Origin of the sequence: Streptomyces sp. NPDC007095 (assembly GCF_040634475.1) — a bacterium.
GTDB lineage: Bacteria > Actinomycetota > Actinomycetes > Streptomycetales > Streptomycetaceae > Streptomyces.
Genome location: NZ_JBEYFS010000420.1, coordinates 1,730 through 3,717, shown reverse-complemented (window position 1 = coordinate 3,717; position 1,988 = coordinate 1,730). Strand labels below are relative to the sequence as shown.

At 57.4% G+C, this 1,988-nt stretch carries 1 rRNA gene (cut by a window edge); it reads right to left on the bottom strand.

Features of this window, described 5'->3' with window-relative positions:
- Window positions 1-1,931 (bottom strand): 23S ribosomal RNA (locus tag ABZ656_RS56430) (it extends 1,292 nt beyond the left edge of the window).
- Window positions 1,932-1,988: the final 57 nt, after the last annotated feature.

The window sequence follows — 1,988 nt, the reverse complement described above, 5'->3', positions numbered from 1 at the left end:
GGTGATGGCCCCCCTTCTCCCGAAGTTACGGGGGCATTTTGCCGAGTTCCTTAACCATAGTTCACCCGAACGCCTCGGTATTCTCTACCTGACCACCTGAGTCGGTTTAGGGTACGGGCCGCCATGAAACTCGCTAGAGGCTTTTCTCGACAGCATAGGATCATCCACTTCACCACAATCGGCTCGGCATCAGGTCTCAGACTATGTGCCAGGCGGATTTACCTACCTGACGTCCTACACCCTTACCCCGGGACAACCACCGCCCGGGATGGACTACCTTCCTGCGTCACCCCATCACTCACCTACTGCAGGTCTGGTCCGTCGGCTCCACCACTCCCCTTTGCCCGAAGGCTCCGGGGCGGCTTCACGGACTTAGCATCGCCTGGTTCAATGTTTGACGCTTCACAGCGGGTACCGGAATATCAACCGGTTATCCATCGACTACGCCTGTCGGCCTCGCCTTAGGTCCCGACTTACCCTGGGCAGATCAGCTTGACCCAGGAACCCTTAGTCAATCGGCGCACACGTTTCTCACGTGTGTATCGCTACTCATGCCTGCATTCTCACTCGTGAACCGTCCACCACTGCCTTCCGGCGCGGCTTCACCCGGCACACGACGCTCCCCTACCCATCACAGCCGCCGTTGGGCGTATTGCTGCAATGACACGACTTCGGCGGTACGCTTGAGCCCCGCTACATTGTCGGCGCGGAATCACTAGACCAGTGAGCTATTACGCACTCTTTCAAGGGTGGCTGCTTCTAAGCCAACCTCCTGGTTGTCTGTGCGACTCCACATCCTTTCCCACTTAGCGTACGCTTAGGGGCCTTAGTCGATGCTCTGGGCTGTTTCCCTCTCGACCATGGAGCTTATCCCCCACAGTCTCACTGCCGCGCTCTCACTTACCGGCATTCGGAGTTTGGCTAAGGTCAGTAACCCGGTAGGGCCCATCGCCTATCCAGTGCTCTACCTCCGGCAAGAAACACACGACGCTGCACCTAAATGCATTTCGGGGAGAACCAGCTATCACGGAGTTTGATTGGCCTTTCACCCCTAACCACAGGTCATCCCCCAGGTTTTCAACCCTGGTGGGTTCGGTCCTCCACGACCTCTTACAGCCGCTTCAACCTGCCCATGGCTAGATCACTCCGCTTCGGGTCTTGAGCGCGCTACTAAATCGCCCTATTCGGACTCGCTTTCGCTACGGCTTCCCCACACGGGTTAACCTCGCAACACACCGCAAACTCGCAGGCTCATTCTTCAAAAGGCACGCAGTCACGACGCACTGAGTAAACTCAATGCGCGACGCTCCCACGGCTTGTAGGCACACGGTTTCAGGTACTATTTCACTCCGCTCCCGCGGTACTTTTCACCATTCCCTCACGGTACTATCCGCTATCGGTCACCAGGGAATATTTAGGCTTAGCGGGTGGTCCCGCCAGATTCACACGGGATTTCTCGGGCCCCGTGCTACTTGGGTGTTTCTCAAACGAGCCGTTGACGTTTCGACTACGGGGGTCTTACCCTCTACGCCGGACCTTTCGCATGTCCTTCGCCTACATCAACGGTTTCTGACTCGTCTCACGGCCGGCAGACCGTGAAAGAGAAATCCCACAACCCCACATACGCAACCCCTGCCGGGTCTCACACGCATATGGTTTGGCCTCATCCAGTTTCGCTCGCCACTACTCCCGGAATCACGGTTGTTTTCTCTTCCTGCGGGTACTGAGATGTTTCACTTCCCCGCGTTCCCTCCACTTGCCCTATGTGTTCAGGCAAGGGTGACAGCCCATGACGACTGCCGGGTTTCCCCATTCGGAAACCCCCGGATCAAAGCCTGGTTGACGACTCCCCGGGGACTATCGTGGCCTCCCACGTCCTTCATCGGTTCCTGGTGCCAAGGCATCCACCGTGCGCCCTTAAAAACTTGGCCACAGATGCTCGCGTCCACTGTGCAGTTCTCAAACAACGACCAACCACCCATCACCCC